Origin of the sequence: Enterobacter sp. N18-03635, from assembly GCF_004006055.1 — a bacterium.
Taxonomy (GTDB): Bacteria; Pseudomonadota; Gammaproteobacteria; order Enterobacterales; family Enterobacteriaceae; genus Enterobacter; species Enterobacter vonholyi.
Window position 1 is genome coordinate 3,020,012 of sequence record NZ_CP034769.1, and the last position, 26,638, is coordinate 3,046,649.

General features: G+C 57.1%; 24 protein-coding genes and 1 riboswitch. Of the genes, 11 read left to right on the top strand and 13 right to left on the bottom strand.

The genetic code is table 11. The features are described 5' to 3' along the window. The first annotated feature begins 103 nt into the window (after positions 1–103). From ELK40_RS15100 to ELK40_RS15110, 3 genes are read left to right on the top strand one after another with little or no spacing between them, the layout of a single operon-like run. The gene (locus ELK40_RS15100) at positions 104–1,381 is read left to right on the top strand and encodes a nucleoside permease (protein WP_127731644.1); all 1,278 of its coding nucleotides are present in this window, start codon (positions 104–106) and stop codon (positions 1,379–1,381) included. Continuing rightward, a complete protein-coding gene (locus ELK40_RS15105; RefSeq protein ID WP_127731646.1) occupies positions 1,378–2,382 on the top strand; it encodes an ADP-ribosylglycohydrolase family protein in 1,005 nt (334 codons plus the stop codon). The genes ELK40_RS15100 and ELK40_RS15105 overlap by 4 nt, the downstream gene beginning before the upstream one ends. Beyond that, entirely contained in the window at positions 2,379–3,332 is a 954-nt protein-coding gene (locus tag ELK40_RS15110; RefSeq protein ID WP_127731648.1) for a PfkB family carbohydrate kinase, read from the top strand. The genes ELK40_RS15105 and ELK40_RS15110 overlap by 4 nt, the downstream gene beginning before the upstream one ends. On the opposite strand, the gene ELK40_RS15115 is transcribed toward ELK40_RS15110, so the two are convergent. From ELK40_RS15115 to thiM, 3 genes are read right to left on the bottom strand one after another with little or no spacing between them, the layout of a single operon-like run. After that, on the bottom strand, positions 3,306–4,052 hold the full coding sequence (locus ELK40_RS15115) for a GntR family transcriptional regulator (protein WP_032646519.1): 747 nt from the start codon (positions 4,050–4,052) through the stop codon (positions 3,306–3,308). The two genes, ELK40_RS15110 and ELK40_RS15115, sit on opposite strands and share 27 nt — an antisense overlap. Positions 4,053–4,094: 42 nt before the next feature. Continuing rightward, on the bottom strand, positions 4,095–4,895 hold the full coding sequence (thiD, locus tag ELK40_RS15120; RefSeq protein ID WP_115875817.1) for a bifunctional hydroxymethylpyrimidine kinase/phosphomethylpyrimidine kinase: 801 nt from the start codon (positions 4,893–4,895) through the stop codon (positions 4,095–4,097). Next, positions 4,892–5,662 (bottom strand): hydroxyethylthiazole kinase, encoded by a 771-nt coding sequence (gene thiM / locus ELK40_RS15125; RefSeq protein WP_127731650.1) that lies wholly within the window; start codon positions 5,660–5,662, stop codon positions 4,892–4,894. Before thiM ends, thiD begins: the two co-directional genes overlap by 4 nt. Positions 5,663–5,697: 35 nt before the next feature. Next, a riboswitch (TPP riboswitch) is annotated at positions 5,698–5,795 on the bottom strand. Positions 5,796–6,177: 382 nt separating this feature from the next. Here thiM and ELK40_RS15130 point away from each other — a divergent pair. The 3 genes from ELK40_RS15130 to ELK40_RS15140 all read left to right on the top strand — a co-directional run bounded on the left by ELK40_RS15130 (position 6,178) and on the right by ELK40_RS15140 (position 11,387). Continuing rightward, positions 6,178–8,292 carry an MBL fold metallo-hydrolase gene (locus ELK40_RS15130; RefSeq protein ID WP_127731652.1) on the top strand — a complete coding sequence of 705 codons (2,115 nt, stop codon included), beginning with the start codon at positions 6,178–6,180 and terminating at the stop codon, positions 8,290–8,292. 233 nt (positions 8,293–8,525) lie between these two features. Further along, positions 8,526–9,902, top strand: a complete 1,377-nt coding sequence (locus ELK40_RS15135; RefSeq protein ID WP_014884533.1) for a diaminobutyrate--2-oxoglutarate transaminase — start codon at positions 8,526–8,528, stop codon at positions 9,900–9,902. Positions 9,903–9,920: 18 nt separating this feature from the next. Then, positions 9,921–11,387: an aspartate aminotransferase family protein gene (locus tag ELK40_RS15140; RefSeq protein WP_069598543.1), complete on the top strand. Its 1,467-nt coding sequence runs from the start codon at positions 9,921–9,923 to the stop codon at positions 11,385–11,387. 36 nt (positions 11,388–11,423) lie between these two features. Here ELK40_RS15140 and ELK40_RS15145 read toward each other — a convergent pair whose 3' ends face one another. Beyond that, on the bottom strand, positions 11,424–11,939 hold the full coding sequence (locus tag ELK40_RS15145) for a protein disulfide oxidoreductase (protein ID WP_127731654.1): 516 nt from the start codon (positions 11,937–11,939) through the stop codon (positions 11,424–11,426). A 251-nt stretch (positions 11,940–12,190) separates the two neighbouring features. Between ELK40_RS15145 and ELK40_RS15150 the strand changes: the two genes are divergently transcribed. After that, the gene (locus ELK40_RS15150; protein WP_048992494.1) at positions 12,191–12,514 is read left to right on the top strand and encodes an RcnB family protein; all 324 of its coding nucleotides are present in this window, start codon (positions 12,191–12,193) and stop codon (positions 12,512–12,514) included. Then, positions 12,465–12,944, top strand: coding sequence for a GNAT family N-acetyltransferase (locus ELK40_RS15155; protein ID WP_127731656.1), 480 nt, complete (start codon positions 12,465–12,467; stop codon positions 12,942–12,944). The genes ELK40_RS15150 and ELK40_RS15155 overlap by 50 nt, the downstream gene beginning before the upstream one ends. A 92-nt stretch (positions 12,945–13,036) precedes the next feature. Here ELK40_RS15155 and apbC read toward each other — a convergent pair whose 3' ends face one another. Further along, positions 13,037–14,146 (bottom strand): iron-sulfur cluster carrier protein ApbC, encoded by a 1,110-nt coding sequence (gene apbC / locus ELK40_RS15160; protein WP_127731658.1) that lies wholly within the window; start codon positions 14,144–14,146, stop codon positions 13,037–13,039. A 137-nt stretch (positions 14,147–14,283) separates the two neighbouring features. Here apbC and metG point away from each other — a divergent pair, with 137 nt between their 5' ends. Beyond that, on the top strand, positions 14,284–16,317 hold the full coding sequence (gene metG / locus ELK40_RS15165; protein WP_127731660.1) for a methionine--tRNA ligase: 2,034 nt from the start codon (positions 14,284–14,286) through the stop codon (positions 16,315–16,317). 31 nt (positions 16,318–16,348) lie between these two features. Here metG and ELK40_RS15170 read toward each other — a convergent pair whose 3' ends face one another. From ELK40_RS15170 to ELK40_RS15180, 3 genes are read right to left on the bottom strand one after another with little or no spacing between them, the layout of a single operon-like run. After that, positions 16,349–16,819: a DUF1456 family protein gene (locus tag ELK40_RS15170; protein WP_115875826.1), complete on the bottom strand. Its 471-nt coding sequence runs from the start codon at positions 16,817–16,819 to the stop codon at positions 16,349–16,351. A 46-nt stretch (positions 16,820–16,865) separates the two neighbouring features. Continuing rightward, positions 16,866–17,585, bottom strand: a complete 720-nt coding sequence (gene btsR / locus ELK40_RS15175) for a two-component system response regulator BtsR (protein WP_024908144.1) — start codon at positions 17,583–17,585, stop codon at positions 16,866–16,868. Then, entirely contained in the window at positions 17,579–19,264 is a 1,686-nt protein-coding gene (locus ELK40_RS15180; protein WP_032642882.1) for a sensor histidine kinase, read from the bottom strand. Before ELK40_RS15180 ends, btsR begins: the two co-directional genes overlap by 7 nt. Before the next feature lie 217 nt (positions 19,265–19,481). Here ELK40_RS15180 and mlrA point away from each other — a divergent pair, with 217 nt between their 5' ends. Together mlrA and ELK40_RS15190 are read left to right on the top strand one after the other, a co-directional pair. After that, positions 19,482–20,222: an HTH-type transcriptional regulator MlrA gene (mlrA, locus tag ELK40_RS15185; protein WP_115875827.1), complete on the top strand. Its 741-nt coding sequence runs from the start codon at positions 19,482–19,484 to the stop codon at positions 20,220–20,222. 69 nt (positions 20,223–20,291) lie between these two features. Next, positions 20,292–20,405: a protein YohO gene (locus ELK40_RS15190; protein ID WP_008500895.1), complete on the top strand. Its 114-nt coding sequence runs from the start codon at positions 20,292–20,294 to the stop codon at positions 20,403–20,405. On the opposite strand, the gene ELK40_RS15195 is transcribed toward ELK40_RS15190, so the two are convergent. The 5 genes from ELK40_RS15195 to bglX form a co-directional block, all read right to left on the bottom strand. Continuing rightward, positions 20,380–21,117 carry an ABC transporter permease gene (locus ELK40_RS15195; protein WP_127731662.1) on the bottom strand — a complete coding sequence of 246 codons (738 nt, stop codon included), beginning with the start codon at positions 21,115–21,117 and terminating at the stop codon, positions 20,380–20,382. The two genes, ELK40_RS15190 and ELK40_RS15195, sit on opposite strands and share 26 nt — an antisense overlap. Beyond that, positions 21,101–22,051: an ABC transporter ATP-binding protein gene (locus ELK40_RS15200; RefSeq protein ID WP_127731664.1), complete on the bottom strand. Its 951-nt coding sequence runs from the start codon at positions 22,049–22,051 to the stop codon at positions 21,101–21,103. The genes ELK40_RS15195 and ELK40_RS15200 overlap by 17 nt, the downstream gene beginning before the upstream one ends. Continuing rightward, entirely contained in the window at positions 22,044–23,201 is a 1,158-nt protein-coding gene (locus tag ELK40_RS15205; RefSeq protein ID WP_115875830.1) for an ABC transporter permease, read from the bottom strand. Before ELK40_RS15205 ends, ELK40_RS15200 begins: the two co-directional genes overlap by 8 nt. 12 nt (positions 23,202–23,213) lie before the next feature. Continuing rightward, complete coding sequence (locus tag ELK40_RS15210; RefSeq protein ID WP_115875831.1) at positions 23,214–24,131, bottom strand: ABC transporter substrate-binding protein; 918 nt, start codon at positions 24,129–24,131, stop codon at positions 23,214–23,216. Between the two features lie 147 nt (positions 24,132–24,278). Further along, positions 24,279–26,576: a beta-glucosidase BglX gene (bglX, locus tag ELK40_RS15215; RefSeq protein ID WP_021241491.1), complete on the bottom strand. Its 2,298-nt coding sequence runs from the start codon at positions 26,574–26,576 to the stop codon at positions 24,279–24,281. Positions 26,577–26,638 lie beyond the last annotated feature (62 nt).

Genomic DNA, 26,638 nt, shown 5'->3' on the forward strand with positions numbered 1-26,638 from the left:
ACAAAACTGTTACATTGATCAAACAATCGCCATAAAGGTATTTAAAAGGTATTATTGAATGGTATGTTAAAGGCGTACCCTCTCTGACATGCAGGATTAAAAAATGAAAACGAAAGTCCAACTGTCATTCATGATGTTTGTTGAATGGTTTATCTGGGGCGCGTGGTTTGTGCCGCTGTGGCTGTGGCTGAGCAAAAGCGGTTTTACCGCGGGGGAAATCGGCTGGTCTTACGCCTGTACCGCCATTGCCGCTATCCTCTCCCCAATTCTGGTCGGATCGCTGACGGACCGCTTCTTCGCCGCGCAGAAAGTACTGGCGGTGCTGATGTTTGCCGGCGCGATTCTGATGTACTTCGCCGCACAGCAAACCCAGTTCAGCACCTTCTTCCCGCTGCTGCTGGTTTACTCCCTGACCTATATGCCCACCATCGCGCTGACCAACAGTATTGCCTTCGCGAACGTGGATGACGTCGAGGCCGATTTCCCGCGTATCCGCGTGATGGGCACTATCGGCTGGATCGCCTCCGGGCTGGCGTGCGGCTTCCTGCCGCAGATGCTGGGCTATAGCGATATTTCCGATACCAATATTCCGCTGCTGATGACGGCCGCCAGCTCCGCCCTGCTCGGCGTCTTTGCCCTCTTCCTGCCGAACACCCCGCCGAAAAGTACCGGCAAGCTGGACTTCAAAGTGATGCTCGGGCTGGACGCGCTGATCCTGCTACGCGACAAAAACTTCCTCGTGTTCTTCTTCTGCTCGTTCCTGTTCGCCATGCCGCTGGCCTTCTACTACATCTTCGCCAACGGCTATCTCACCGAAGTGGGAATGAAAAACGCCACCGGCTGGATGACGCTCGGCCAGTTTTCTGAAATCTTCTTTATGCTCGCCCTGCCGTTCTTTACCAAACGCTTTGGTATTAAGAAGGTCTTACTGCTGGGTCTGATTACCGCCGCCATCCGCTACGGGTTCTTCGTATACGGCGGTGCGGAACAGTACTTCACCTACGCCCTGCTGTTCCTCGGGATTCTGCTGCACGGCGTGAGCTACGACTTCTACTACGTCACCGCGTATATCTACGTGGACAAAAAAGCGCCGGTGCACATGCGGACCGCCGCGCAGGGCCTGATTACGCTGTGCTGCCAGGGCTTTGGTAGCCTGCTGGGTTACCGCCTGGGCGGCGTGATGATGGAAAAAATGTTCGCATACAAAGAGCCGGTGAATGGGCTGACCTTCAACTGGGCCGGAATGTGGACGTTTGGTGCAATCATGATTGCCGTGATTGCCGTGCTGTTTATGCTGTTTTTCCGCGAATCGGACAAAGAGATCGCCGCAATTGCGGTGGTTGATGGCGATACCGCGCTGACACAAGGGGAAGTTAAATGAAACAAGACCGTGTTCTCGGGGCCCTTTACGGGCAGGCGTTAGGGGATGCGATGGGCATGCCGTCGGAGCTGTGGCCGAGAAAGCGCGTCAAGGCGCACTTCGGCTGGATCGACCGCTTTTTACCCGGCCCGGCAGAGAATAATGCGGCCTGCTATTTCAAACAGGCAGAGTTTACTGACGATACCTCAATGGCGCTGTGCCTGGCTGACGCGATCGTTGAGTGCGACGGGGAGATTAACGCGGATGTTATCGGCAAGCATATCCTGAACTGGGCGCTCGATTTCGATGCGTTTAATAAGAACGTGCTCGGCCCGACCTCCAAAATCGCGCTTAACGCAATTCGTGACGGAAAGCCGGTCAGCGAGCTGGAAAACAACGGCGTGACCAACGGGGCGGCGATGCGCGCCTCGCCGCTGGGCTGCCTGCTTCCGGCCACGCGTCTGGAACACTTTGTTGAGCAGGTGGCGCTGGCCTCCAGCCCGACCCATAAATCGGACATCGCCATTGCCGGCGCGGTGGTGATTGCGTGGGCGGTTTCCCGCGCCGTCGACGGCGAAAGCTGGCAGAACATCGTCGATGCTCTGCCGGGTATCGCCCGCTATGCGCAGGAGATGAAAACCACCACCTTCAGCGCGTCGCTGGCGGCGCGTATTGAGCTGGCGCTTAAGACCGTACGGGAAGCCAACGGCATCGACTCCGCCAGCGAGCAGATTTATCAGCTTGTCGGCGCAGGAACCAGCACCATTGAGTCCGTCCCGGCGGCCATTGCGATGGTCGAACTGGCGGAAACCGATCCGAACCGCTGCGCCATTTTATGCGCCAACCTGGGCGGCGATACGGACACCATTGGCGCAATGGCGACGGCCATCTGCGGCGCGCTCCAAGGCGTCCAGGCAATTGACCCGGCGCTGAAGGCCGAGCTCGACGCCGTTAACCGGCTCGATTTCGGTCACTATTGCGAAAAACTGCTGCACTATCGGGAGCAAAGGGAGGGCGTATGAATGCATTTGCCCAACGTCTCGACACCCTGCACGCCACGCGCCCGGTGACGGTGCTGGGCGCAGCGGTGATAGACGTCATCGCCGACGCCTACGCCCTGCCCTGGCGCGGGTGCGATATCGAACTTAAGCAGCAGGGCGTGAATATCGGCGGCTGCGCGCTGAACATTGCCATCGCCCTGAAGCGGCTCGGCATTACGGCGCAAAACGCTCTGCCCGTCGGTCACGGCGTCTGGGCGGGTATTATCCGCAACGCCATGGCGAAGCAGGATCTGCACAGCGCCGTGGAGGCCGATACGGGCGACAACGGCTGGTGCCTGGCGCTGGTTGAGCCTGACGGCGAACGTACCTTTATGTCCTTTAGCGGCGTGGAGAACCAGTGGCAGCAGCGCTGGCTGGATGCGCTTTACGTTCCGCAAAACAGCCTGGTTTATTTGTCCGGCTACCAGCTGGCATCGCCGTGCGGCGAGCTACTGACACGCTGGCTGGAGGGATTACAGGACGTGACGGCATTGATCGATTTCGGCCCCCGCATCGCGGATATCCCCGACGTGCTGATGGAGCGGATTATGACCTGCAGGCCAATCGTGTCGCTCAATCGTCAGGAAGCGGGGCTCGCGGCTGAAAGACTGGGCGTAGAGGCTGACAACCTGGGTGAAGTGTGGCAGCAACGCTTCGACGCCGCGCTAATTGTGCGCCATGATAAAGACGGTGCTATGTGGTATGACGGTGACGCCTCGGGCGTTGTTCCGGCGTTCACGGCGACGGTTGTGGACACCATTGGTGCTGGCGACAGCCACGCGGGCGGCACGCTGGCAGGGCTAGCAGCGGGATGGTCGCTGGCAGACGCCGTTCTGCTGGGGAATGCCGTGGCGTCCTGGGTGGTCAGCCACCGCGGCGGCGATTGTGCCCCGACGCGTGAGGAATTACTCCTCGCACACAAAGACGTATAGATCGCTGCGACAGTAGCTGATGCTGTACTCAATCGGACGGTGCTGCTGGTCAAGCGCAACCTGCTTGATCACCAGCACCGGTATTTTTTCATCCATCTTAATGTGCGCCTGAAACTCGCTGTCCGGCATGCGGGCGCTCACCCTTGAGCGGGTGCGCTGCGGGAAAATATTCTGACTGCGGAAGTAGTCGTACAGCGAAATGCCAATTGCATCCGGATCGGGAATTAACCCGACCGGCACCCAGGACTCTTCAATCGACACCGCATCGTCATCTACATAGCGAATGCGCTTAAGTAAAAAAACCTCGCTGTCCGGGGAGATCGACAGGTGGTTAGCCACCTCTTCCGGGCATTTCACCACCCGCTTGTTGACCCACAGCGTATTGGGCTTTTGGCCGCGCAGCACCACCTGCTGCGAGAACCCGCGCGCCTCTTTCAGCGAATATTCAAAGATGTTGTTGATTTGCGTGCCATATCCACGGGAACGCGTCACCACGCCCTCTTCCTCCAGCGCCTGCATTGCCTTTCGCACGGTAATGCGCGACACGCCGGTTAACTGGCTCAGATCGCGCTCGCCGGGCAAAATATTCCCGTGCTCCAGTACCCCGCTGCGCACCGCGTTTTTTACCGTTTCGGCAAATTTCAGGTACAACGGCGTGTTGTCCGGCGCGGCGATCCGTTCATTCAGTTGAGCGATTAACCGGGTATGCGCTTGTTCCATCTCTGTTTTCTCAGGCGTGGTGTTTCCTGCCAGTATACTGGGTTACCACCATGCATGAAAATGATGAACCGGCCCAATACCGTGACCGACTTCCAGAGTATCGGCTTTTGCCAGCGCCGCCGAGAGCCAGGCTTTCGCTTCGCTAACCGTATCGGCCCAGCCTTCATGCCGGGGACGCAGCGCCGCCAGCGCGGCGGAGAGCGTGCAGCCCGTGCCGTGGGTGTTTTTGGTCTGCACGCGCGGCGCGGTAAAACGTACTTCGCCATCGCGGGTAAAGAGCCAGTCCGGGCTTTCAGCGTCGTCAAGATGACCGCCCTTCATCAGCACCGCGCCGCAGCCCATCGCCAGCAGCGCGTTTCCCTGCGCTTTCATCTCGCGTTCCGTTTGCGCATGCGATGTGCCTAACAGCGCGGCGGCTTCCGGCAGATTGGGCGTGATAAGCGCCACCTGCGGCAGCAGTTTTGTACGCAGCGTCTCCACGGCGGAGGCCGAAAGCAGCGGGTCGCCGCTTTTTGCCAGCATGACGGTATCCAGCACCACGTTTTGCACCTGATAGCGTTTAAGCCGCTCGGCCACCGCTTCCACAATATCCGTCTCGGCCAGCATGCCGATCTTGGTGGTATCGATGCGCACGTCGCTGAACACAGAATCCAGCTGCGCGGCAACAAAATCTGGCTCGATACGGTAGACCGACTGCACGCCGCGCGTGTTTTGCGCCACCAGCGCGGTAATGACCGAGCAGCCGTACGCGCCAAGGGCCGAGAATGTTTTCAGGTCAGCCTGGATACCCGCGCCGCCGCTGGGATCGGTGCCGGCAATGGTCAGGGCGTTAATCCGCTTCATGCCTGCTCCTCCAGCGTATAGAGCGCATCCAGGAACGCGCTGGCAAAACTGCCCGGGCCAAGGGAGTGCGTAACGGCTACCGTTCCGGCTCGCTTCATCCATCCGCAGACGGCTGCAATGTTATCCAGCCGGTCACCCGGCAGCGAACAGCTCGCCGCCACAACGGCAGAGAGCGCGCACCCGGTGCCAACCACGCGCGTCATCAGCGGATCGCCGCCGGTAACCGTTCGGGTGCGTTGCCCGTCCGTGATGTAATCCACCTCACCCGTGACGACCACAACGGCATTGGTCTGGCGGGCCAGCGCCTGTGCAGCGGGCACCGCGCTGGCGGCGGTATCGGTCGTATCAACGCCGCGCCCGCCAGCGCTCATACCGGCAAGAGCAAGGATTTCAGAGGCATTGCCGCGAATGGCCGCCGGTTTCAGAGCAAGAATTTGATGGCAAAACCGGGTGCGGAACGTCAGGGCGCCCACGGCAACCGGGTCCAGCGTCCAGGGTTTGCCTGCCGCCACCGCGCTCTCAATCGCCCGGCGCATCGACTGGGCCCGCGGCGAGGTCAGCGTGCCAACGTTGACCAGCAGCGCATCGGTGATCGCAGCAAACTGCTCGGCCTCTTCGGCCTCAATCACCATCGCGGGTGATGCGCCAAGCGCCAGCAGAACGTTGGCCGTAAAGGTCTGTACGACATCATTGGTCATACAATGGGTCAGCGGAGAACGGGTGCGGAAGTGATGTAAAACGTGTAAATCGAGCAGGTCAGGCTGCATGGGTTCGCTCCTGCCTTGCGTGAAGAAGCGATGACCGGGAAGGCATCTGACTTCCCTACGCTGGCATTATCCAGATCAGGTAATACGGGTATTTCTCAGCCTTCAACGAAGAAGGGCACCCCGAGTCATTTACTACAAAATCAAAAGTTTGCGATTAACGCTCTTCATTAATCCATGCTCTGGATAGTAATGCCAGCGGGAAGTCTTGTAAACGGCCAAAGTGGCCCTTCTGATGCATGAATGACAGAGAATTTTCTTCACATACAAGACTTGTCAGACTTATTAGATTTATAAATTTCGTTCATTTAAAGCAACGCCATCTCAAAGCAAGATTTTCATTAAGGCTATCCCCCGCCAATCTACGCAGTTGTATCTCACTTGAACGATATGGTTAACTTCAACGAAAATCAGCGTGGGGAAGAAATATAATGGTGTCAGCATCAATAGTATCCGAGCACGTCTCGGCCGACCGTGTTGACGTGTTAACATTCGGTGTAGGGCATGGGGACTGCCAATTGGTTGAATTTTACCAGGGCCAGACTATCGCTTTTCGTTTGCTCTACGATGGCGGGCCCAGCCTTTCACCCGAACTAGTAAAACATCTGAAAGGCCATCCACGTGATGTCGGAGCACCTTCTCTGGATATTGTCGTGCTCAGCCATGTTGATTATGACCACAGAGCTGGCCTTCATACACTGCTGAAAAATACTAATATCACCATAGGTGAAATGTGGCTCCCTTGTCTTCCCGCTTTCCAGCGTTTAACTACTCTTTTCCCGGCGCGTGTGCAACAAGGGATTCTTCAGGCCCTTAAACTCCAGGAAGAGGCACAGAAGCGTTCAATTCCGGTAGTTTATCCGCTTGAAGATCATGTTTTCCGCGCTGGTAAACATTCGGCACTGAGCGTCACGGTTATTTCTCCCGCCAGAAGATTGATGAGGGAGTTATACCGCGCTTCTGCAAACAGATTACAGATGCTGTTGACACATGACCCGCTCCCACTCGAATGGTTAATTCGTTCTGAACCTGATGAAGAGGAGGATAATGATTTTGAACAGACCGCTCTCTTTACCACCCGTTCTCTGTTAACGCCAGCTGAACTACCCGCTAGCCGAGTGCCCCTTACCCTTCCGCAAGTTATATTCGACGAGATTGTTGCCTTCCAGCGCAAGTATAACGATCCGAACTTCTTTGGTAATCCGGTCTTAAATGACACATCGTTGATTTTGGTTATTGATGCCGTTCTGGATCGTAGCCATCGTCGTCGTATCGTGCTGACCGGGGATCAGGAAAATTGGTCTTGGATCAGTTCTGAGCACCCAATGGGTCTGTCGGCTGATGTGATGAAAGCCCCTCATCACGGCGGCAAAATCTACCTTTCAGATAAAGGTGACGGCATAAGCGATGTAAGCCAGTTCTGGATTTGGACACATCCGCGCATCGTGACGGTCAGTGCAAACGGCAGATATAACCTTCCGCATAACCAGTTCCGCGACGCGTTACGCATGACTGGCGCAACACTTGTCTGCCCCAACAAAAGACAGAAAGAGTGGATATTTTCGGATACAGATACAGTTGTGCCTAAATCCTGCGCTGAATATTACAACTGCTCAAAGAAACAGCATCCTGTATTAGTATTAAGTCTAAGTGCGAAAAGCGAAAACCTGAGTGCGGCGGCCTGCTTAAGCGGCAATGGACATCGCGGTCCCTCGCCGATTGTGGTCATGCAGCAAAAGCTAATTGAGCCTGACGAATCGTTCGTGCGCTGGACCCAGACGGAGGTCAGGAAGAATGCTGAATGGCTAAAAGAGATATTGGTAAAAAGCAGGCAAGACGAGTTGGCGGCACTTAACGATTGGATAAGAATGAATACTCTCTTCAATGCAAGAGGGCTCATTGAGATACTTAATGAGGCGGCAGCGAAAGATAAATCAGCATTGATTTTTGATCCGACCCCCGTGCTACGCTACGGTGCAGCACAGGGCCTGCTATGGCTAAACGAGCAATCCTATTCCCGCTATACTATGCATTCTGACACGGGAGTGACGGCCCCGCTCGAAGAAAAAGAATATAAATTACTATTAAAACGCATTTTATCCTTTTCACACCTGTTCTTCTTAATGGATGATATTGAACAACTAACGCTACTGACAAAGAACCGCTATCAGGCACTTCTACAGGCAGATCTGAATGCGTTGGAGGTGCTTTCCGCTGGCTGCGTGGGTCTCCCAGTGGAGATTTTCAAACGGCATGTTAAACCCTCGCTATTACATGATCTTAGCAGCTGTTATCACTTCAGGATCGCTAACGCTAGCGGACACCCCTTTAGCTATGGCCCGAAGGTATTACACCTATACAAAAAATCACCAACAGTCACATCCGCCGAATTCATACCACATAAGTGGCTGAATATAAATCATAGTGAAAGTAAGGCTTATGATTTCACTCTTGACGAAAGCTCGGCCGCATTCATCTTCGACAACCCGTCACAACAAGTTCTGCCACCGCTGAGCTTCAAATACTCCAGATATGAAATCGCCATGGAGTCGCTTGTAGGATTCAGAGAATGGGAAAATGATGAGTTAAGATACAACCCTAACATTTCACGGCTGCAATGGCACGATTTGTAACATCTCAAGCCGAGTATTTACAGTACTCAGCCAACGCTCCAACACATTGATTTTTCATCAGGAAAACCACATTTTCTCAGCAAATAGCCTGCGTAATAAAACAGTAAACAAATTAACCATTGAGCCCCGTGGCAAAAGGCTCTATATTGGCGGCGTTTTTTTCAGGCCCCCATCTGTTTTTTAACTTTTTATTCAATCGTGGCTCATAACGAAGCGGCGGTTGTAGGAGTGATATGATGACGGATAAAGTCCGTATTGACACCGTAGATGCCCACAAAAGCAACGAAACCTATCTGGCCCGTCAGGCCGAGTTTGAATCTAACGTCAGGAGTTATCCGCGCAAACTGCCTTTAGCCATCACTAAAGCAGAAGGCGTGTGGATCACCGATGCAGATAATAAAGAATACCTTGACTGTTTAGCAGGCGCGGGGACCCTTGCGCTTGGCCATAACCATCCTGATGTGCTGAAAAGCATCCAAAATGTCATTACCAGCGGCTTGCCGTTACATACCCTGGATCTGACTACGCCTCTGAAAGACGCGTTTTCTGAATACCTGCTCTCTCTGCTGCCTGGTCAGGGCAAAGAGTACTGCCTGCAGTTCACCGGTCCATCCGGTGCTGACGCCGTTGAAGCGGCGCTGAAGCTGGCGAAAAAAGTAACCGGTCGTAGCGGTATCATCAGCTTCTCTGGTGGTTACCACGGCATGACTCACGGCGCACTGTCCGTGACCGGCAACCTGTCTCCGAAAGAAGCGGTTGACGGTATGATGCCAGAAGTCCAGTTCATGCCTTACCCGCACGAATACCGTTGCCCGCTGGGTATCGGTGGTGAAGCGGGCGTGAAAGCGCTGACTTACTACTTTGATAACCTGATCAACGACGTTGAAAGCGGCGTGCGTAAGCCTGCTGCGGTGATCCTGGAAGCCGTTCAGGGCGAAGGCGGCGTGAACCCGGCTCCGGCTGAGTGGCTGCAGCGCATCCGTAAAGTGACTCAGGAACACGGCATTCTGCTGATCCTCGACGAAGTTCAGGCTGGCTTTGCCCGTACCGGTAAATTCTTCGCCTTCGAACACGCGGGCATCGAGCCAGACATCATCGTGATGTCTAAAGCAGTAGGTGGCGGTCTGCCGCTGGCCGTGCTCGGCATCAAAAAGCAGTTCGACGCATGGGCGCCAGGTCACCACACCGGTACCTTCCGCGGCAACCAGCTGGCGATGGCCACCGGTCTGACGACGCTGAAAATCCTGAAAGACCAGAACATCGCAGGCAAAGTGGCGGCACAGGGCGAATGGCTGAAAGGCCAGCTGAAAGAGATGGCGAAACGTTACCCGGTTATCGGCCACGTTCGCGGTCTGGGCATGATGATCGGTATCGAGATCGTTAAGCCACACGAAGCCGCAGACCACATGGGCTGCTTCCCGGGCGACGGCGAGCTGTCTGCACTGATTCAGAAGAAGTGCTTCGAAGCCGGTCTGATTCTGGAGCGCGGTGGTCGTAACGGTATCGTTCTGCGTCTGCTGCCGTCTCTGCTGATCAGCGATGAAGAGCTGAAGATCTTCCTGGATAAATTTGAGCAGGCACTGCTTGCTGCGGGCGTTCGCCCGGCGTAACCGGAGTTGTTGATTACGATGTCTGATTCAAACCCAATTTTGTTCTCCTCTGCGCAGAGCATTGAAGCTTACCAGCAGGCGATTGAACAAAGCACTCAGGCTGTGATGCAGTGGCTGAAACAGCCTGAGATGTACCAGGGCAAAACGGTCGCGGAACTGCGCGACCGTATTAAGCTGGATTTCAACCCGAAAGGGCTGGGCAACGAAGCGGCGATTGAACGCGCCGTGGAGTTCTTCCTGAAAGACAGCCTGTCCGTTCATCACCCGCAGTGTGTGGCGCACCTGCACTGCCCAAGCCTGGTCGTAAGCCAGGCGGCGGAAGTGCTGATCAACGCCACTAACCAGAGTATGGACTCCTGGGATCAAAGCCCGTCCGCAACCATCATTGAGATCAAACTGATCGAGTGGCTGCGTACCCGCGTGGGTTATCAGGCTGGCGACGCGGGTGTCTTCACCAGCGGCGGTACCCAGAGCAACCTGATGGGCCTGATGCTGGCGCGCGATGCGTTCTTTGCGCGTCAGGGTCATTCCGTTCAGCAGGACGGCCTGGTGGGCGATCTGCGTAAGATCCGCGTACTGTGCTCCGAAAACGCGCACTTCTCCGTGCAGAAAAACATGGCGCTGATGGGCCTGGGCTACCAGTCCGTGGTGCAGGTGAAAACGGACGAATTCTCCCGCATGGATCTGACCGATCTGGCGGCGAAAATTGAACAGTGCAATGCGAACGGTGAGCAGATTCTGGCGATCGTCGCGACGGCAGGTACCACCGATGCCGGTGCTATCGACCCGCTGCGCGCGATTGCAGAACTGGCCGCGAAGCAGAACATCTGGGTACACGTTGATGCAGCCTGGGGCGGCGCGCTGCTGATGTCTGAGCAGTATCGTCACTACCTTGACGGCATTGAGCTGGTGGATTCAGTGACCCTGGACTTCCACAAACAGTTCTTCCAGACCATCAGCTGCGGCGCGTTCCTGCTGAAAGAAGCGCGTCACTATGAGCTGATGCGCTATCAGGCGGCTTACCTGAACTCTGAGTTCGACGAAGAAGCAGGCGTGCCTAACCTGGTTTCCAAATCTCTGCAGACTACCCGTCGTTTCGACGCGCTGAAGCTGTGGATGAGCCTGGAAGCGCTGGGTCAGGAGCAATACGCGGCGATCATCGATCACGGCGTGACCCTGGCGCAGCAGGTTGCGGCCTACGTGAAAGCGCAGCCTGCGCTGGAACTGGTTATGCAGCCGCAGCTGGCAAGCGTTCTGTTCCGCTTCCGCGGTCAGGTGCAGACGGATGACGCGGGCATCGCCCTGCTGAACCAGAAAATTGGTGACGCGCTGCTGGAATCCGGCCGTGCGAACGTCGGTGTGACCGAGCATAACGGCGTGACCTGCCTGAAGCTGACGCTGCTGAACCCAACCGTGACGCTGGAAGATATCAAAATCCTGCTGTCTCTGGTTGAGCGCACCGCGCAGGAAGTTCTGGCTAAGTAACACAAAACCCCTCTTCCGCCGGAAGAGGGGTTATCTTTACAGCCCTGCCCACCACATTCTGATTTTCAATCCCCAGTAGCTCGTCCAGCCCGTTGTGGTACTCACCACGTTCCCCTTCGACACAACCACCAGCGTTGGCGTGACGCTCACCTGCCATTGCTGCGACAAAGCACCGTTTGCATCGTTAATCACCGGCATTTTCAGCTGTTTCTTGTCAACCCAGCGCGCAAGCTTTGCATTGTCACCAGAGCGCATGGCGATACTCACCACGTTCCCGCCCTCGTCTGCCAGTTGATTAACCGAGGGCGTCGTATAACGGCATATGCTGCACCAGGTCGCCCAGACGTAAATCAGCAGCGGGCGCTCCTGGCTGAGCGCAGCGATATCGTGAATGTTGCCGTCGATGCTCTGCATCGGTGTTGCGCTAAAACTGGCGGGGAGCATCGGTTTTCGGTATTGATCCACACCCCACACTACGGCCAGCGTCAGCAGAACGAGTATTATCCCTTCCCGCGCCCAGCGGCGCAGTCGATTGATTTTGCGGTTGTCCATTGTGACCTCGTGTTTTAACGGAGGTCATCTTAGCGGGCATTACACCACTATGCTGTAAAGAAGTGTCGCGTCTGTTTGCTGGTGAAGATCATTTCATCGATGAGGCTTACCAAACGGAAAACGGTTATCAGGTAGGTTCATTTTTGTTACATTTTTTTTCGAACAAGCCATTGTCTGATATTTAAAATAGGCAGGTTGCCGTATTGTTGACAGGCAAAATCAAACTTAAAAACCGTTCAACTGGAGAAAAAATGGCTAAGTGTAAATGGCTGCTTCTGGGTGTCGTGATGTCTCTGGCAAGCGCGGCGAATGCAGCACCACAAGCGGCATCCGGCATCAAGGCCTATGAAGAACAAGAGTTCATCGCTGACTTCACGAAATTCAAAATTGGCGACACGGCGCCGGCGCAGTATCAAACGCCGGAGTACACCATCAAACAGTACCAGCTGCGTAACCTGCCGGCTCCGGATGCCGGAACCCACTGGACCTACATGGGCGAGAACTATGTGCTGATCGGCGATGCGGATGGCAAAATCTACAAAGCCTACAATGGAGATATTTTCTATCACCGCTAATACCATCCTGATTCGCCCCTGGCAGGAAAGCGATCGCCCTTTCCTGCGCACGCTTTTCCTCCACGCCCGGCGTGAAGCCTGGCCATGGCTGGACGGTTCAGACTGGCAGCTTGAAGACTTTGACGCGGTAACGCGTGACGAAGTGATTTGGGTTGCCACGCAGAACGGCCATCGCCTGGGTTTTGCTTCCGTCTGGACGAACGATAATTTCCTGCACAATCTGTTTGTAGATCCGCAGTATCAGAGCATGGGCGTCGGGCATGAGTTGCTTGAACACGTGCAGAAAACGTTTACCAGTACGGGTTCGCTTAAGTGTCTGGTGAAGAATGCGCGGGCTATTGCGTTTTACCAGCGGCACGGCTGGCACATTGAGGCGACGGGTGATTCTCCGGACGGAGAGTACAATCTGATGCATTATCGGCTTGGGTAAAGTCAGGTGGCGCTTCGCTTACCTGACCTACAAAACCGTATTTCGTAGGCCGGGTAAGGCGAAGCCGCCACCCGGCACTAAGCGAAGAGGTATTACACAGCACGGAACGCGATTTCGCCCGGGATCACTTCGCCCTGCCAGTAAAGCTGCGCAGCAACGCGTCCCGCCAGCTGGCGATACATATCTGCAAATTCGCTGTCCGGACGGCTGACGACCGTCGGTTTTCCGCTGTCCAAATCTTCACGCAGGGTAATGTGCAGCGGCATCTGCCCAAGCAGTTGGGTGTGATACTTCGCGGCCAGTTTTTCTGCGCCACCGGTACCGAAGATAGGTTCGTGGTGACCGCAGTTGCTGCAGATGTGCATGCTCATGTTCTCAACGATACCGAGCACCGGCACTTCCACCTTCTCGAACATTACGATGCCTTTTTTGGCGTCGATCAGCGCGATATCCTGCGGCGTCGTCACCACAACGGCCCCCGTGACCGGAATGTTTTGCGCCAGCGTCAGCTGAATGTCACCGGTGCCCGGCGGCATATCCAGTACCAGATAATCCAGATCCGGCCACATCGTCTCCTGCAGCATCTGCAGCAGCGCTTTGCTGGCCATCGGGCCGCGCCAGACCATGGCGTTATCGTCAGTCACCAGATAACCAATGGAGTTGGTCGCCAGACCGTGAGCCATGATTGGCGCCATGTGGGTGCCGTCCGGCGAGGTTGGACGCTGGTTTTCCGCACCCAGCATGTTCGGAATAGACGGACCGTAGATATCCGCATCCAGAATGCCGACCTTTGCCCCTTCCGCCGCCAGCGCGAGCGCCAGGTTAACGGCGGTAGAGGATTTCCCTACCCCACCCTTACCCGAGCTGACGGCAATGATATTTTTCACGCCGTTCACGCCAGGCTGGTTTTTCACGCGCTTCAGCGTGGCGATGCTGTGGCTCAGCTTCCAGTCAATCGCCTTCGCGCCGGTAATGCGCAGCAGCTCAGAGCTGGTCTGCTCTTTCAGTGCGTCAAAGGCGCTGGTCCAGACGAACGGCATCTGCAGCTCAATGTGCAGGGTATCGTCCAGCCAGGCAACGTGGTGTAACGCTTTCAGCGTAGTGAGATTGTGCTTCAGGGTTGGATGCTGAAAGTTAGCCAGCGTCCCGGCGACCATTGCTCGTAAGGCTTCCGGTGATTTGGCCTGGGATTGAGAACTCATCCCGACTCCTTTGTTCTTGTGAATAAGACCTTAGATGAACAAGTTTACCTGAAAGGCCGTGGTTTGTGCTTACTTAATAATGCCCCTTTTGGTAATATCGAAAACCCTTTTCACAGTTAAAAGAAGTAATGCCTACTATGACTCAAGTCGCGAAGAAAATTCTGGTAACGTGCGCACTGCCGTACGCCAACGGCTCAATCCACCTCGGCCACATGCTGGAGCATATCCAGGCTGATGTCTGGGTCCGTTACCAGCGAATGCGCGGCCACGAGGTTAATTTCATCTGTGCGGACGATGCCCACGGCACGCCGATCATGCTGAAAGCGCAGCAGCTGGGGATCTCCCCGGAGCAGATGATTGCCGAAATGAGTCAGGAGCATCAGACTGATTTTGCTGGCTTTGACATCAGCTATGACAACTATCACTCCACGCACAGCGACGAAAACCGCGAGCTGTCGGAGCTGATCTACACTCGTCTGAAAGAGAATGGTTTTATCAAAAACCGCACCATCTCTCAGCTGTACGATCCGGAAAAAGGCATGTTCCTGCCGGACCGTTTCGTCAAAGGCACCTGTCCGAAATGTAAATCCCCGGACCAGTACGGCGATAACTGCGAAGTGTGCGGCGCAACCTACAGCCCGACCGAGCTTATCGAGCCAAAATCCGTGGTTTCAGGCGCCACGCCTGTGATGCGTGACTCCGAGCATTTCTTCTTCGACCTGCCGTCCTTCAGCGAAATGCTGCAGGCGTGGACCCGCAGCGGCGCGCTGCAGGAGCAGGTGGCGAACAAAATGCAGGAGTGGTTCGAATCCGGCCTGCAGCAGTGGGATATCTCCCGCGATGCGCCGTACTTCGGCTTTGAAATCCCGAACGCGCCGGGCAAATACTTCTACGTCTGGCTGGACGCGCCAATCGGCTACATGGGCTCCTTCAAGAACCTGTGCGACAAGCGTGGCGACACCGTGAGCTTCGACGAATACTGGAAGAAAGATTCCACGGCAGAGCTGTACCACTTCATCGGTAAAGACATCGTTTACTTCCACAGCCTGTTCTGGCCGGCCATGCTGGAAGGCAGCAACTTCCGCAAGCCAACCAACCTGTTCGTACACGGCTACGTGACGGTGAACGGCGCGAAGATGTCCAAGTCCCGGGGTACGTTCATCAAAGCCAGCACCTGGCTGAACCACTTCGATGCGGACAGCCTGCGCTACTACTACACCGCGAAGCTCTCTTCCCGCATCGACGATATCGACCTGAACCTGGAAGATTTCGTGCAGCGCGTGAACGCGGACATCGTCAACAAGGTGGTGAACCTGGCCTCCCGTAACGCGGGCTTTATCGCCAAACGCTTTGAAGGCGTGATGGCTGCGGAACTGGCTGACCCTGCCCTGTACAAAACCTTTACCGACGCGGCGGCTACCATTGGCGACGCGTGGGAAACTCGTGAGTTCGGTAAAGCCGTGCGCGAAATCATGGCGCTGGCCGACCTGGCAAACCGCTATGTGGACGAGCAGGCACCGTGGGTTGTCGCTAAACAGGAAGGTCGCGATGCCGATCTGCAGGCGATCTGCTCTATGGGCATCAACCTGTTCCGCGTGCTGATGACATACCTGAAGCCGGTTCTGCCACAGCTGGCGGCCCGTGCCGAAGCATTCCTGAACACCGAACTGACCTGGGATGCCATCCAGCAGCCGCTGCTCGGCCACAAGGTGAACACCTTTAAAGCGCTGTACAACCGCATCGAGATGAAGCAGGTTGAAGCCCTGGTGGAAGCGTCTAAAGAAGAGGTTAAAGCGGCTGCGGCACCGGTTACCGGCCCGCTGGCAGACGATCCGATTCAGGAAACCATTACCTTCGACGATTTCGCTAAAGTCGACCTGCGCGTGGCGCTGATTGAGAACGCGGAGTTCGTGGAAGGCTCTGACAAGCTGCTGCGCCTGACGCTGGATCTGGGCGGCGAGAAGCGTAACGTCTTCTCCGGCATCCGTTCTGCGTATCCGGACCCGCAGGTGCTGATTGGCCGTCAAACCGTGATGGTGGCGAACCTGGCGCCGCGTAAAATGCGCTTCGGCATCTCTGAAGGGATGGTGATGGCCGCAGGCCCTGGCGGGAAAGATATCTTCCTGTTAAGCCCTGACGAAGGCGCGAAGCCGGGTCAGCAGGTGAAATAACAAAAAAGCCGGAGATTATCTCCGGCTTTTTTTATGGTTTAGGGTGATGCACCCGATGGGTCAGCCCGCGCAGGAAATTACGCAGGAACTGGTCGCCGCACTCGCGGTAGTTTTTATGATCCGGCGCGCGCATCATGGCGGTGACTTCCGGCACGGATACGCGGAATTTTTGCTCGGTCATGATCGCCACGATATCGTCCGTTTTCAGCGAGAACGCGATACGCAGCTTTTTCAGCACCGTGTTATTGTTCACGCGACGCTCCAGCGCCAGCTCTGGCGCGGCAGGATCTTTGCCGCGCTTATCGTAAATCAGGCCGTTCAGGAAACCCGACAGAATGATATCAGGGCAGCGGACAAAGCCCTCTTCGTCTTCTTTGGTCATCCACGTGTCAAAACTCGCAGACGTGGATTCCATGTCGGACAGCGCAAGAATGCGCACCATGTCGTTATTGTTCGCTTTCAGGGTGTAGCGCAGGCTACGAAGAATATCGTTACTTAGCATAGAGCCTTCGAATGTCGATGATGCAATGGCGCGCAGTGTACCAGCTTTACAGCCCAATCGCCTCTTTCAAACTCTTCAGGTAGCGGCGGCTGACGGGTACCGTTTGCCCGGCACGCAGCACCAGTTCGGCCTGGCCGTTATCTTCCAGGCGGATCTCCTTCAGGTGCGCCATGTTCACCAGATACTGGCGGTGGCAGCGGATCAGCGGCGTGCGGCTCTCGAGCGTGCGCAGGGTCAGCTCGGTAAATCCTTCGTTCCCTTCCGCGCTGGTGACAAACACCCCGCTCAGGCGGCTGCTGACGAACGCCACGTCATCCATCTGCAGAAGATAGATCCGGCTGTGCCCGGTGCAGGGGATAAACTTCAGCGGCTGCTGGTTCTCCGGCAGCAGCGTGACGTCCTGTACGGTTCTTTCCTGGCGTAAACGGGTGAGCGTTTTTTCAAGGCGCTTCTCTTCGATCGGCTTGAGCAGATAGTCAAACGCGTGCTCCTCAAAGGCCTTAACGGCATATTCGTCGAACGCCGTCAGAAACACGATGTAGGGACGATGTTCCGGGTCGAGCATGCCGACCATCTCCAGGCCGCTGATGCGGGGCATCTGAATATCAAGGAACAGCACGTCCGGGCGCAGCTTGTGCACCGCGCCGATGGCCTCAATGGCGTTGGCGCACTCACCCACAATCTCAATATCCGGCTGCTCCTGCAGCAAAACGCGCAGGTTTTCCCGTGCCAGCGGCTCATCATCCACAATCAGCACTCTTAACATGCGTTTTCCTCCAGCGGCAGTCGTACGGTAATACGGGTAAATCGGTCGGGCTCGCAGGCGACGGTAATGCCACAGTCATCGCCAAAATGGGCGCGCAGGCGTTTATCCACCAGGCTCATCCCTAAACCGCCGGAGGCGGAAGGCTGGTAAAGCCCGGCATTATCTTCAATATCCAGCACCAGATGGTGGTTAAAACGGCTGGCGGCAATGGTTATCTCCCCTGTACCCAGAAGCTGTGACGTGCCGTGCTTAATGGCGTTTTCGACAATAGGCTGCAGGGTAAAAGCCGGGAGGTGCTGATACGCCAGCTCGTCCGGCACGGAGAGCGTCACCTGCAGGCGCGACTGGAAACGCGCCTGCTCAATCTGCAGATAGGCGTTCACGTGCTCAATCTCGTCGGCGAGGGTCACGATCTCAGACGGCCGCTTCAGGTTCTTGCGGAAAAAGGTCGACAGAAACTGCACCAGCTGCGCGGCCTGATCGCTGTCGCGGCGGATCACCGCTTTGAGCGTGTTGAGGGCATTAAACAGGAAATGCGGGTTGACCTGGGCATGCAGCAGCTTAATTTCAGACTGCGTCAGCAGGGCTTTCTGCCGCTCATACTGTCCGGCGAGGATTTGTGCGGACAGCAGCTGGGCTATCCCCTCCCCCAGCGTGCGGTTGATCGAGCTGAACAGACGGTTTTTTGCCTCATACAGCTTGATAGTCCCCATCACCCGCTGATTTTCCCCGCGCAGCGGAATCACCAGCGTGGAGCCCAGCTTGCACTGCGGATGCAGCGAACAGCGATAAGGCACTTCGTTACCGTCGGCATACACCACTTCGCCGGTTTCGATGGCGCGCAGCGTATAGGCTGAGGAGATCGGTTTACCCGGCAGATGGTGATCGTCCCCTGTGCCGGTAAAGGCCAGCAGCCGCTCGCGGTCGGTTATGGCCACCGCGCCGATATCCAGCTCCTTGTAGAGCACCTGCGCGACCTTCATGCTGTTTTCTTCGTTAAACCCCTGGCGCAGGATCCCTTCGGTCGAGGCGGCGACCTTCAGCGCCGTGGCGGAAAACGCCGAGGTGTACTTCTCAAACATAGCGCGCTTGTCGAGCAGAATGCGCATAAACAGCGCCGCCCCCACGGTGTTAGTCACCATCATCGGGGCGGCAATGCTGCTGACCAGGTGCAGCGCATCTTCAAACGGACGGGCAATGAGCAGAATGATCGCCATCTGCGCCATTTCGGCCACAAAGGTAATGGCTCCGGCGGTGAGCGGGCTGAAGACTTTATCCGGACGGCCGCGCTTAATCATATAGCTGTGCACCAGGCCGCCGAGCAGCCCTTCCACGATCGTGGAGATCATGCAGCTCAGCGCCGTCATCCCTCCCATGGAATAGCGATGCAGTCCTCCGGTTAAACCGACAAGGCCACCGACGACGGGACCGCCCAGCAGCCCGCCCATCACCGCGCCAATCGCGCGCGTATTGGCAATAGAATCTTCGATATGAAGACCAAACCAGGTCCCCATAATGCAGAATATGGAAAATACGACGTAACAGAGGAACTTGTGCGGCAGACGAACGGTGACCTGCATCAGCGGGATAAACAGGCGCGTTTTGCTCATCAGCCAGGCAATGACAAGAAACACGCACATCTGCTGAAGCAACAGCAGCACCAGATTAAACTCGTACATACTCAAAACCGCACACGCTAAAAACGCGTAACATACACTGATGCGGGGTTACTTTCTTAGAAGCATTCCAAAAAAGCACAAAATCGTGTCCGTTATCACACCTTTTTCTGAATATCGTGCATGCTTCGCATTGTTTGTTCAAAAATCAATCAACCCTTCCTGGTTCGCAAAAGTGGGTCTACAGTTAAGCTGGGAACGCGTAAGCCAGGGGGCGAATATGGCGTTTTACACGATAGGTGAAGTGGCACTCCTTTGTGATATCAATCCCGTTACCCTACGGGCGTGGCAGCGACGGTATGGATTGCTCAAACCGCAAAGGACCGACGGTGGGCATCGCCTTTTCAATGAGGCCGATATTGACCGCATCCGCGAGATTAAGAGCTGGATCGACAACGGGGTGCAGGTCGGCAAAGTGAAGTCCCTGCTGAGCCATGACGACCCGGACACGCAGCACCTCTGGCGCGAACAGCAGGAAACCCTGCTGCGGCTCCTGCAGGCAGGCAATCTTCAGCGCCTGCGCGCATGGATAAAAGAGCAGGGCCGCGACTATCCGGCACAGACGCTGATCTCCCATCTTTTCATTCCGCTCCGTCGACGCCTGCAGTGCCAGCAGTCTACCCTGCAGGCGCTGCTCAGCATGCTCGACGGGGTGCTGATCAACTATATTGCCGTCTGCCTTGCCTCGGCGAAGAACAAAGCCGGAAAAGATGCGCTGGTAGTCGGCTGGAACGTGCACGATACCACCCGCCTGTGGCTGGAAGCATGGATTGCTACCCAGAAGGGCTGGCGCGTGGATGTTCTGGCGCACTCGCTGGCTCAGCTTAAGCCTGAGTTTTTCGACGGCCAGACCCTGCTGGTCTGGTGTGGCGAAGTGCCGTCCGCCACGCAGCAGCAGCTTCTGATGGAATGGCGAGAAAATGGTTACCCGGTTTATTCCCTTGGGCCGGATGAGCCATAACGGCATTTAATGGTTCATTAACAGCTGCGCTTCACCGTATAATTGTTCCGTTAACAACAGGAGCACATGATGAAGGCAACCAAACTGGCCATTATTACCCTTTTTGTCCTGATGGCCGTGAGCGGTATCGGCGGCGTGATGCTGGCAGGGTACTCGTTTATTGTTCGCGGCGGTGTCGGCTGAGGTACAGCGTCAGCCGCTCAAAAAGGCGATCGACGACGATGGCCGCCAGCGCGACCAGCACCGCCCCCTGCACAATATAAGCCGTATTAAACCCGCTTAAGCCGATAATGATCGGCGTCCCCAGCGTATTGGCACCGACCGTCGACGCAATGGTCGCCGTCCCGATGTTAATGATGACCGACGTGCGGATCCCGGCAATAATAACCGGCGCCGCAAGCGGCAGTTCAACCTTGCGCAGCCGCTGGCCGCGACTCATCCCCATCCCTTCTGCCACGCTCAGCACTGACGCCGGTACCGCCGCGAGGCCCGCTAGCGTGCCCTGCAGCACCGGCAATACGCCGTATAGAATCAGCGCAATGATCGCCGGCTGCTGACCAAAGCCCATCACCGGAACCGCTATCGCCAGCACCGCCACCGGGGGAAACGTCTGACCAATGGCCGCAATCGTCTCCACCAGCGGGCGAAACTCCCGACCCGCAGGCCGCGTGACCGCGATGCCCGCCCCCACGCCCAGCACGATCGCGACAGCGCTTGAGAGCGCCACCAGCCAGAGATGCGCCAGGGCGAGATTAATAAAGCTCTCCTGCTGATACACCGGCCGCGGCAGCCCGGGAAAGAGGCTGTTAAACAGCGCCGCGCTGTGGGGCATCAGAAACAGCAAGGCGACAAAGAGCGCTACCAGCCAGAGGAGCGGATCACGCAGAGCCTTCACGCGTCACCTCCCCGGCCAGCAGATCGCGAAAATGTAAGGTTCCGCACGGCGTCCCGCCGGAGTCCGAGACGGGCAATACCTCGCACTGTCGCGCGACAAACGCGGAGAGGGCATCCCGCAGGCTCATCTGCGCCTGCAGCGGTTCGCCGCTCACCGGCACCGCATCCCGGCGCATATAGTCGCTGACCGTCCGCAGGGAGAGCAGCCTGACGCCCAGCTCGCTGCGGCCAAAAAACTCGCGCACAAAGTCGTTCTTCGGCCAGGTTAACAGCTCAAGCGGCGAGCCCTGCTGCACCACTTCGCCATGATCCATCAGCACCAGATGGTCGGCCAGGCGCAGGGCTTCATCAATATCGTGCGTCACGAGAACGATCGTGCGTCCGAGAATGCGGTGGATGCGGGTCATCTCCGCCTGCAGCGCCCCGCGCGTGACCGGGTCCAGCGCGCCGAAGGGTTCATCCATTAGCAGTACCTGCGGGTTGGCCGCCAGCGCGCGCGCCACGCCCACGCGCTGCTGCTGCCCGCCGGAAAGCTGGTGCGGATAGCGATCGCGCAGCGCAGGCTCTAACCCCAGCAGGGACATCAGTTCATCCACCCGGTCAGCGATTTTCGCCCGCGACCACTTCTCCAGCTGCAGCACGGTGGCGATGTTCTGCGCCACCGTCCAGTGCGGAAACAGGCCGATAGACTGAATGGCATAGCCCATCCGACGGCGCAGCTCCAGCACCGGCAGGCTGCGGATCTCTTCTCCGGCAAAGCGAATCAGCCCGCTGTCATGCTCAACCAGACGGTTGATCATCTTCAGCGTGGTGGATTTTCCCGAGCCCGAGGTGCCAATCAGCACGGAAAACGCCCCCTCGGCAAAGTTCAGGTTCAGATGGCTCGCCGCCGGGCGACCGGCAAAGGTTTTACTGACATCATGAAATTCAATCATTGGCTCTTCTCCCGAGCAGCGCGAGCCATAAGGCAAACAATGCGTCTACGACCACCGCCAGCGCAATCGTGGGCACCACGCCCAATAGCACCAGATCCAGAGCGCTGCTCAGCAGCCCCTGGAACACCAGTGCGCCAAAACCACCCGCGCCAATCAGCGCCGCAATCACAGCCATGCCGACGGTCTGGACCGCCACCACCCGCAGGCTGCGCAGCAGCAGGGGCAGCGCCAGCGGGAGCTGAATTTTCCAGAAACACTGCCGGGCGCTCATTCCCATCGCATGGGCGCTTTCCAGCACGTCAGGTGCGACCTGACCTAAGCCCGCGACCACGCCGCGCACCAGCGGCAGCAGCGCATACAGCACCAGCGCGATTAGGGCGGGCGTTAACCCCGTTCCGGCAATACCGAGCGTTCCCAGCACAGGAAATGACTTCACCAACCCGGCCAGCGGGGCAATCAGCAGGCCAAACAGCGCAACGGAAGGAATGGTCTGGATAACATTGAGCACGGTAAAAACCCCGCCCTGGCGTGAAGGATGGCGATAGCACCACATGCCAAGGGGGATCCCAACCAGAAGCGCCGGAACGAGCGTACCGAAGAGGATCGTCAGGTGCTGCGCGAGGGCATCATCAAACACCTCCTGACGGTTGGCGTACTCTTTTAACAGCGAGAGGTTGTTCAGCTCACCGCTGAACAGCAGGAGTAAAGGAATACACCATATCTGCGCATGGAGCACCCAGCGCCAGACCGCGCTGGCGATGAGTCGACGAATGGCATCGCTGCAGGCCAGCAGACACAGCGCCAGCCACAGCCACAGGCCGCTGCCGATAGTGGTTCTCGCCAGCGGACTTTCCGCCGATGCCATATGCGTCGCCGCCAGTCCGGCGCTCCAGAACAGGAGGATAAACAGCCCTTCAGAGAGGAGCAGCGTCAGCCACTGCGCCGGGCGTCCCTGCCAGAGCGACAGGATCACCCACGCGCTCAGCGACGCCACAAGCCACGCCGGCGTAAACGACCAGACCTGCCAGAGCGCTTTGCCCTCCCCCGACATCAGGCGGTTTGGGGCAACGTTGACAAACGGTAACGCGACCGCCGCGATGGCCACGCAGGCCAGCAGCAGCAGGACGCGGTTATGACATTTTATTGGCACAGCCCTTTCCCGTTACTTCACAAGCCCTTGTTGTTTCAGGAAGTCGGCGGCCACTTTTTTGGCATCCAGCCCCTCGACGGCAATGCTGGCATTCAGCTGCTGCAGCGTTTTTTCATCAAGCTTTTCGAAAACCGGTTTGAGCCATTCGGCAATCTCCGGATAGGCTTTCAGTACCGCCTCACGCACGACCGGGGTCGGAGCGTAAATCGGCTGTACGCCTTTAGGATCGGTCAGGGTTTGCAGGCCGAGCGCCGCCACCGGGCCGTCGGTGCCGTAGGCCATTGCCGCGTTAACGCCGGAGGTTTGCTGCGCCGCCGCTTTGATGGTTACCGCCGTGTCCCCGCCCGCCAGCGAGAGCAGCTGAGCCTGGTCGAGCTTGAAGTCGTAGGCTTTTTCGAACGCAGGAAGCGCGTCGGGACGCTCGATAAACTCCGCGGACGCAGCCAGCTTAAAGTCGCCCTTCTCTTTCAGGTAGCGGCTGAGATCCGCCAGAGAAGTCAGCTTCCCTTTCTCCGCCACGTCCTTGCGCACGGCGATAGTCCAGGTGTTGTTGGCCGGTGCCGGGGTCAGCCAGACCAGCTTGTTCTGTTCCGCGTCGAGTTTTTTGACTTTCTCATACCCGGCCTTGGCGTTTTTCCAGGCAGGATCGTTTTCATCTTTGAAGAAGAATGCGCCGTTGCCGGTGTATTCCGGGTAGATATCCAGCTCGCCGGAGGTAATCGCGCCGCGCACGACGGGCGTGGTGCCGAGCTGGACTTTATTGACCGTTTTCACGCCGTGACTTTCCAGCACCTGCAAAATAATATTGCCGAGCAGCGCGCCTTCGGTATCGATCTTTGAGCCCACTTTTACCGGCTCCGCCGCCTGTAACGGCAGGCTCAGCGCCGCCAGTAACACCGCAGATCCCAACATCCCCTTTGCAATCGTCATTCCGCTATCCTCATTTTTTTGCTGCCTTTTTCAGAGGCTTGAGAGAAAAGCGTAGCTTAAAACGGCGGAATTAACCGTCAAAATGCCTTTTTAGCATAAGGTAAGACGCCTCCCCCGCAGGACGGGGGGAGGCAAAGGAGGGAAAGGTTACAGCAGCTCGAACTCGCCTTTATTCACGCGGGCGGAGTCCACGCCGATAAAGACGTTAAATTTGCCTGGTTCCGCATCATATTTCATCTGCTGGTTCCAGAACTTCAGCGCATCCACGTCGATCGGGAAGCTGATGGTTTTGGTTTCCCCTGGCTTGAGGTTGACCTTCTCGAAGCCGCGCAGCTGCTTCACCGGACGGCTCATCGACGCGGTAACATCCTGCACGTACATCTGAATCACCGTAGCCCCTTCGCGCTTGCCGGTGTTGGTTACCTCGACGCTGGCGGTAACGTTGCCGTCACGCTTCAGGGTCGGCGCCGACATTTTCACGTCAGAGACCTTAAAGGTGGTGTAGCTCAGGCCGTAACCAAACGGATACAGCGGGCCGTTAGCTTCGTCGAAGTAACGAGACGTGTACTTGTTCGGCTTGTCGGCATTGTACGGACGACCGGTGTTCAGGTGGCTGTAGTAAACCGGGATCTGCCCGACGGAGCGCGGGAAGGACATCGGCAGCTTGCCCGACGGGTTGTAATCACCAAACAGCACGTCGGCGATGGCGTTACCGCCTTCGGTACCGGCGAACCACGTTTCCAGAATGGCGTCAGCCTGCTGGTCTTCTTTCACCAGCGCCAGCGGGCGACCGTTCATCAGCACCAGCACCAGCGGCTTGCCGGTCGCTTTCAGAGCAGCGATCAGATCGCGCTGGCTCTGTGGAATCGTGATATCGGTACGGCTGGAGGCTTCGTGCGCCATACCCTGCGCTTCCCCCACGACCGCGACCACGACGTCAGACTGCTTCGCGGCGTTCACCGCCTCGTCAATCATCTCCTTCGGCGTGCGCGGATCGACCTTCACCGCTTCCTCGTACTGGTTGAGGAAGGTCACGATGTCTTTATCGTTGGTGACGTTCGCCCCTTTGGCATAGACCACTTTGGCATTTTCACCGACGGCACTCTTGATACCGGTCAGCACGGTCACGGACTGGTCAGCCACGCCCGCGGCAGACCAGCTACCCATCACGTCGCGCTTGCTGTCGGCCAGCGGGCCCACCACGGCAATGGTGCCGGATTTTTTCAGCGGCAGCGTGTCGAGGCGGTTCTTCAGCAGCACCAGGCTTTCGCGCGCGACGTCACGCGCCTCTTTGCGGTGCAGGCGGCTTTCAGCGTTGGTATCTGCCGGGTCAGAGTCTTTCGGACCCAGGTGGCTGTACGGATCGTTAAACAGCCCCATGTCGTATTTCACGTTCAGCACGTGGCGCGTGGCATCGTCCAGCTCCGCCATCGTCACCTTCCCGCTCTTCACCAGCCCCGGCAGGTATTTGCTGTAGTACTCGTCGCTCATGCTCATGTTGATGCCGGACTTGAGCGCGACGCGCACCGCGTCTTCCGGATCGGAGGCGGTGCCGTGTTTGATCAGCTCTTTAATCGCGCCGTGGTCGGATACGGTGATGCCCTTAAAGCCCCACTGGTCGCGCAGCACGTCTTTCAGCAGCCAGGAATCGGACGTCGCAGGCGTGCCGTTCAGCGAGTTCAACGCTACCATCACCGCGCCGCTGCCCGCATCCAGCCCTGCCTTGTACGGCGGCATGTAGTCGTTGAACAGGCGCTGCGGGCTCATGTCGACGGTGTTGTACTCTTTCCCGCCCTCCACCGCGCCGTAGGCCGCGAAGTGTTTGACGCTGGTCATCACCGAGTAGCGGTCCGCCGGGCTTTTACCCTGCATCGCTTCCACCATGGTTTTACCCATCGTGGAGGTTAAGTACGTATCTTCACCAAAGCCTTCCGAGCCGCGGCCCCAGCGCGGATCGCGCGAAACGTCCACCATGGGCGCCCAGGTCATGTTCAGGCCGTCGTCCGCCGCTTCATAAGCCGACACGCGCCCGACGGTTTTCACCGCATCGAGGTTAAAGGAAGACGCTAAGCCGAGGCTAATCGGGAAGACGGTACGCTGGCCGTGCACCACGTCATAGGCGAAGAACAGCGGAATCTTCAGGCGGCTGAGATCCATCACCTGATCCTGCATCTTGCGGATATCCTGGCGGGTGACGGTATTAAAGATGGCCCCTACCTGCCCGTCTTTGATCATCTCGCGGATGGCCTCTTTCGGGTTATCCGGGCCGACGCTGATCAGACGCAGCTGGCCGATTTTCTCATCGACCGTCATTTTCTTGAGCAATTCCGTGACAAACGCATCCCGCGCTTCAGGCGTGAGCGGGTGATTGCCAAACAAATCCTCTGCCAGCGCAGGTTGCAGCGCCAGGCTGACGGCGACACCTACAGAACATAGCCATTTCATGTCGTTTTACTCTCTCATCAATAACCGCCGGACGATCTCGGCCATACCGTGCGAAAAGCGCA